Origin of the sequence: Saccharomonospora iraqiensis subsp. paurometabolica YIM 90007 (assembly GCF_000231035.2) — a bacterium.
Taxonomy (GTDB): domain Bacteria; phylum Actinomycetota; class Actinomycetes; order Mycobacteriales; family Pseudonocardiaceae; genus Saccharomonospora; species Saccharomonospora paurometabolica.
Window position 1 is genome coordinate 9,877 of the sequence record NZ_KI912193.1, and the last position, 5,074, is coordinate 14,950.

Below are 5,074 nucleotides of genomic sequence, written 5' to 3' on the forward strand. Positions count from 1 at the left end.
CGGCCGGTCCGTCGGCGGTGTCCGACGGGCGGCGCACACCCGGGCACCGTCCGCACGGCACGCCGTCGGCCGCGCCCCGGAGCCGCCCTGCGTAGACTGCGGGCGTGGCCGTGGTCGAAACCGTACTCGCCCGAGTACCCGCACCGCTACGCTCCGTGCTCGTCAGGTACCGCGAGCAGCTGAAGTTCGCGATCGTCGGCGGCACGACGTTCGTGGTCGACAACGGCATCTGGTACCTGCTGAAACTCACGGTCCTCACCTCGAAACCGACCACGGCGAAGGCGATCGCGATCATCATCGCGACGATCGTGTCCTACGTGCTCAACCGGGAGTGGTCGTTCCGCACCCGGGGCGGCCGCGAGACCGGTCACGAGGCCGGACTGTTCTTCCTGATCAGCGGCGTCGCGGTGGGGGTGAACCTGGTCCCGCTGCTCGTCTCCCGCTACGTGCTCGACCTCCAGGTCCCGCAGGTGTCGCTGTGGGTGCAGGAGGTCGCCGACTTCACCAGCGGGTCGATCATCGGGATGCTGCTGGCGATGGCCTTCCGGTTCTGGGGCTTCAAACGCTGGGTCTTCCCGGACGAGCTGGGCGGTCACCGCCGCGACCCCGACACGGGAGCACTCTCCGGCTCCGTGTCCGCACCGGGCGGGAAGGTGCCCTCCGGGCGCTGAGTCCCCGGGCGGGCGTCGGTCCGGCATCCGCGTCAGCGCGGCACCCGTTCCTCCGGCCAGGCCACGGCCGCCACGTCGCTGGGCGTGGGCACCCGCAGGAAGAGGGTGAAGGTGGCGGGCCGCTTCATCGACAGTTCGAGTCTGCCCCCGTCGGCCTCGGCGAGCGCGCGGGCCAGCGCCAGGCCCACCCCCGTCGAACCGCTGCCGGAGAACCCGCGGTCGAACACGTGCGAGGCGAGCTCGTCCCCCACCCCGGGCCCTTCGTCCTGCACCTGCACCAGCACCGTGCCGTCGGCCTCGCCCCGCCGGGCGGTGAGGCTCACGGTCCCCTCCCCGTGATGGACGGCGTTGTCGAGCAGCACCCCGACGATCTCGCGCAGCCGGGCGGGGGTCACCCGGACCACGAGGCCCTCGTCCACCTTCACCCGCAGCGCACGGTTCTCCGGCCGCAGCACGGGCCGCCACTCGTCCGCGATCTCGCCGAGGTGCCGGTCCAGCTCGACCGGTTCCGCGCCGACCTCGCTGGCCGCGCGGGCGGCGGCGAGCAGGTCGTCCAGCACGGCGGCCAGCAGGTCGGCCTGCTCCCGCGCGGCCTCGGCCCCCTCGGCGACGTCGGCGTCGGGGTGCTCGGCCAGCGTCTCCAGCCGCAGTTGCAGGGCGGTAAGCCGGCTGCGCAACTGGTGCGAGACGTCCCCGACGAGCTGGCGTTCCCGCTGCACGAGCTGGGCCAGCGCCGTGGCCGAGGCGTCCAGCGCGTCGGCCACCATGTCCAGTTCGGCCACCGCGTACCGGCGGGGGTCCGGCCGGAAGTCACCCCCGCCGAGCCGGGCCGCGCGGTCGGCGACGTGCCGCAGCGGCCGGGCCAGCTTGCGGGCGGTGACGGTGGCCACCACCGTGCCGGTCCCCACCGACAGCACCACCAGCATCAGCACGGCCAGGGCCACCTGCGTCTGCCGGGTCCGCAGCGGCCCTGCGGGGATGCTCAGCTCCACGGTGCCGTTCTGCGCGATCGGCACCGTCTCGGTCACCACCTCCGTGCCGAGTTCGCCGCCGTGCCGCAACGTCGGCCGCTCGGGCCGGTACACGGTGAGCGCACCGTCCCGCGGCACGGCCACCCGCACCTGGTCGAGGTCGAGCGGGCGGCCGTCGGCCAGCTGGTCGTCCAGGATCGCGGCGATGCGCTGCGCGTTGGACGCCAGGTCCTCCCGGGTGACATTGTCCACCAGCACCCAGCCGGTCACCCCCAGCGGAATGCCCAGCGCCGCACCGGTGACCGCCACGGCGAGCAGGATGGCCAGCAGGATGCGACGGCGCATGATTCACCCGGTCCCGTCTCACTCGGTGTTGAAGCGGAAACCGACCCCGCGCACGGTCACGATCCGCTCCTCGCCCCTGCCCCGGGCCTGTGCGGGGTCGCCGAACCCGGCGGCGCCGGTCCCGTCCCCGTGCTCGGCGAGGTCCACCGCGAGTTTGCGGCGCAGCCAGGACATGTGCATGTCCAGCGTCTTCGACGTACGGAAGGTCTCCGGGTCCAGGTCGCTCCACACCTCGGCCAGGATCTCCTCCCGGCTCACCACCTGCCCCGCGTGCGCCAGCAGCACCCGCAGCAGCTCGAACTCCTTGTTGGCGAGGGTGACCTCGACGCCGTCCACGGTGACCTGGCGCGCGCCCACGTCCATCCGCACCCCGCCCGACTCCAGCACCTCCGGGGTGCGCCTGCGCAGCAGCGCGCGGATCCGGGCCAGCAGTTCGGCGAGCCGGAACGGCTTGGCGACGTAGTCGTCGGCGCCCGCGTCGAGGCCCACCACGAAGTCGACCTCGTCGGTGCGGGCGGTCAGCATCAGCACCGGCAGGTCCGGGTCGCCGGTGCGCAGCCTGCGGCACACCTCCAGCCCGTCCATCCCCGGCAGCCCGAGATCGAGCACCAGGAGATCGGCCCGGCCGCAGGACACGTGTTCCAGCGTCGTCGGGCCGTCGGCGACGACCGAGACCTCGTAGCCCTCCCGCTCCAGTGCCCGCGAGAGGGGCTCGGCGATCGCCGGATCGTCTTCGGCTAACAGGACCACGCTCACCGTGCCAACCTTACGGCGCGCCGACATGAAAACATCGTGACCGTGTCGCGATACTCTCCTGACCTGGATCTCGCCCGGACCCTGGCCGACGCCGCCGACGGGATCACCACGGCCCGCTTCCGCGCCCTCGACCTGACCGTGGACAGCAAGCCCGACCGGACCCCGGTGACCGACGCGGACACCGCGGTCGAGGACGCCGTCCGCGCCCTGCTGACCCGGCACCGACCGGACGACGCGGTCGCGGGGGAGGAACGCGGCGGGTCGGCGACCGGCCCCGGCCGGGTGTGGGTGATCGACCCGATCGACGGCACCAAGAACTTCCTGCGCGGCCTGCCGGTGTGGGCGACCCTGATCGCGCTGGTCGAGGACGGCACCCCGGTCGTCGGCATGATCAGCGCACCGCTGCTGGGCAGGCGCTGGTGGGCGGGGGCCGACGCGGGCGCGTGGGTCGCCGACGACTCCGGGGTGCGCGGGATCGGGGTCTCCCGGGTCACCGAGCCGGGAGACGCCACCGTGTCGACCACCGACCTGGGGTCGTGGGTCGAGCACCACCGGCGGGAGTCCTACCTGCGGCTGGTGGACGCCACCTGGGAGAGCCGCGCGTTCGGCGACTTCTGGCACCACTGCCTGGTGGCCGAGGGCGCCCTGGACATCGCCGTGGAACCCATCGTGAACACCTGGGACGTCGCACCGGTGCGGGTGCTGGTCGAGCAGGCGGGCGGGCGGTTCACCGACCTGGCCGGAACACCCCGCATCGACGGCGGCTCCGCCCTCTCCACGAACGGCCTGCTGCACGACACCGCACTCACCCTGCTCTCCGACCCGGACACGGCCCCCGGCACCCACTGACCTGCCACGACGTCGCGGCGGGTCAGGGCAGCACGCCCACCGCGCCGCGGGCGACCTGGGCCCAGGTCGCCCGCCGAACAGGTAGTGACACGCCACGTGTTCGTCGGTGAACCGGGCCCGGCGGGAACAGACAACTTCTCTTTACACGATCCTCGCGACAAGGTAGGTTGTCTGCGTGCGGATAGGTGGGCCGGCGCGCAAGCATGGAGTGGCTGAAGCGGACATCCGCCATGCCACCCGCCACGGGTTACGCCGCGTCCGCATGGACGAGGATTTGACCATGCTCATCGGACCGTCACGGACCGGAGCGTTATTGGAGATCGGCATCCTCGGGCTTGAGGGTGACGATCCCGTCGTCATTCACGCCATGCTCCTACGAGCGAAGTTTCAACGGTTCCTGTGAAGGAGGTGACCACCGATGCGACACACCGACGAGGAACTCGACCACGCTGCGGCGCGGTTCGAGCAGCTCGCTGACGACCTCGACCCCCACACTGCCGAGGTCGACCACACCGACGATCTGCGCACGATCGCGGACGCGGCCGAGGCCGTGACCGCGGACCAGGCCCGACTGCGCGAAGCCGTCGCTCTGGCCCGGGCACACGGTCGCTCATGGAACGACATCGCCCTGGCTCTCGGCGTGAGCCGCCAAGCTGCCCGCCAGCGCTTCGCCGACGGCGCCGCGGCCTGACCTGCCACGACGTCGCGGTGGGTCAGGGCAGCACGCCCACCGCGCCGCGGGCGACCTGGGCCCAGGTGAGCCGGCCGAACAGGTAGTGACACGCCACGTGTTCGTCGGTGAACCGGGCCCAGTCGTAGCGGGTGCCCTGCTCGCGCCAGAACACCTCCCACACCGGGCCACCGTCCCCCGCGTCCTCGGCGCGCAGCACACACCAGGTGTCGTCGGACTCGGTGCCGACCGAGACCACCTCGTGCGGCACCCCCACCGCGTCCAGCCAACGACCGAGCGACTCGGTGTTCATCCGCGCTCCCCCTCCGTGTCGTTCCCGGGTGCCTGCTCGAAGGTGATGTCGGCGAGCCGGCCCAGGGTCACCAGCTCGGCGGCCGAATACACCGTCCGGTACCGCACGCCGCCGCCCGGCTGGCCGAACCAGGGCGCCGACAGCGCCCGCCACACCGGCAGATCACGCAGCACGCGGTACCGGCGGTACCCGGCGTCCCGGTGCGCCGGGGGCAGCGAGCGGTGCGCGAAGGAGGTCCCGTCCGGGGCGAAGACCCGGCCGTGCGCGGTACCGAACCGGTCGATCAGGGTGCCTTCGGCGAGCACGACGGACTCGCCCGGCTCGCACCCGCCCTCCGGGTACCGCCCGGGCGGTGGCCACACGTACCCGGGCGGGTCGCCGTCGGCCGCCAGGTACTGCGCGTCCCAGTCGCGTTCGTGCCTCCCACCGAGCGGGTCGTGATCGACGAACAGCGCGGCGGGCGGCGGCGGCAGCACGTCCACCGGCGGGGGTGCGGGGC

The 5,074-nt window shown here is 72.8% G+C and carries 8 protein-coding genes; 4 read left to right on the forward strand and 4 right to left on the reverse strand.

Going from position 1 to position 5,074, the window contains the following annotated elements:
• Positions 1–104 precede the first annotated feature (104 nt).
• Positions 105–671: a GtrA family protein gene (locus tag SACPADRAFT_RS0201725; RefSeq protein ID WP_028662140.1), complete on the forward strand. Its 567-nt coding sequence runs from the start codon at positions 105–107 to the stop codon at positions 669–671.
• A gap of 32 nt (positions 672–703) precedes the next feature.
• Here SACPADRAFT_RS0201725 and SACPADRAFT_RS0201730 read toward each other — a convergent pair whose 3' ends face one another.
• Both SACPADRAFT_RS0201730 and SACPADRAFT_RS0201735 read right to left on the reverse strand, forming a co-directional pair.
• Positions 704–1,987 (reverse strand): ATP-binding protein, encoded by a 1,284-nt coding sequence (locus tag SACPADRAFT_RS0201730; RefSeq protein ID WP_007026426.1) that lies wholly within the window; start codon positions 1,985–1,987, stop codon positions 704–706.
• A gap of 18 nt (positions 1,988–2,005) precedes the next feature.
• Positions 2,006–2,770: a response regulator transcription factor gene (locus SACPADRAFT_RS0201735; RefSeq protein ID WP_007026427.1), complete on the reverse strand. Its 765-nt coding sequence runs from the start codon at positions 2,768–2,770 to the stop codon at positions 2,006–2,008.
• A gap of 9 nt (positions 2,771–2,779) precedes the next feature.
• On the opposite strand from SACPADRAFT_RS0201735, the gene hisN reads away from it, so the two are divergent.
• The 3 genes from hisN (at position 2,780) to SACPADRAFT_RS0201750 (ending at position 4,283) form a co-directional block, all read left to right on the forward strand.
• The gene (gene hisN / locus SACPADRAFT_RS0201740; RefSeq protein ID WP_007026428.1) at positions 2,780–3,592 is read left to right on the forward strand and encodes a histidinol-phosphatase; all 813 of its coding nucleotides are present in this window, start codon (positions 2,780–2,782) and stop codon (positions 3,590–3,592) included.
• Positions 3,593–3,800: 208 nt separating this feature from the next.
• Positions 3,801–3,995 (forward strand): hypothetical protein, encoded by a 195-nt coding sequence (locus SACPADRAFT_RS0201745; RefSeq protein ID WP_051442346.1) that lies wholly within the window; start codon positions 3,801–3,803, stop codon positions 3,993–3,995.
• A 15-nt stretch (positions 3,996–4,010) separates the two neighbouring features.
• Positions 4,011–4,283, forward strand: a complete 273-nt coding sequence (locus tag SACPADRAFT_RS0201750) for an ECF-type sigma factor (protein ID WP_007026430.1) — start codon at positions 4,011–4,013, stop codon at positions 4,281–4,283.
• 22 nt (positions 4,284–4,305) lie between these two features.
• Here the strand turns inward: SACPADRAFT_RS0201750 and SACPADRAFT_RS0201755 are convergent, their stop codons facing one another.
• Together SACPADRAFT_RS0201755 and SACPADRAFT_RS24875 are read right to left on the reverse strand one after the other, a co-directional pair.
• A complete protein-coding gene (locus tag SACPADRAFT_RS0201755; protein ID WP_007026431.1) occupies positions 4,306–4,575 on the reverse strand; it encodes a hypothetical protein in 270 nt (89 codons plus the stop codon).
• A partial coding sequence (locus tag SACPADRAFT_RS24875; RefSeq protein ID WP_007026432.1) for a TNT domain-containing protein occupies positions 4,572–5,074 on the reverse strand: 503 nt, incomplete at its 5' end. The genes SACPADRAFT_RS24875 and SACPADRAFT_RS0201755, both read right to left, overlap by 4 nt.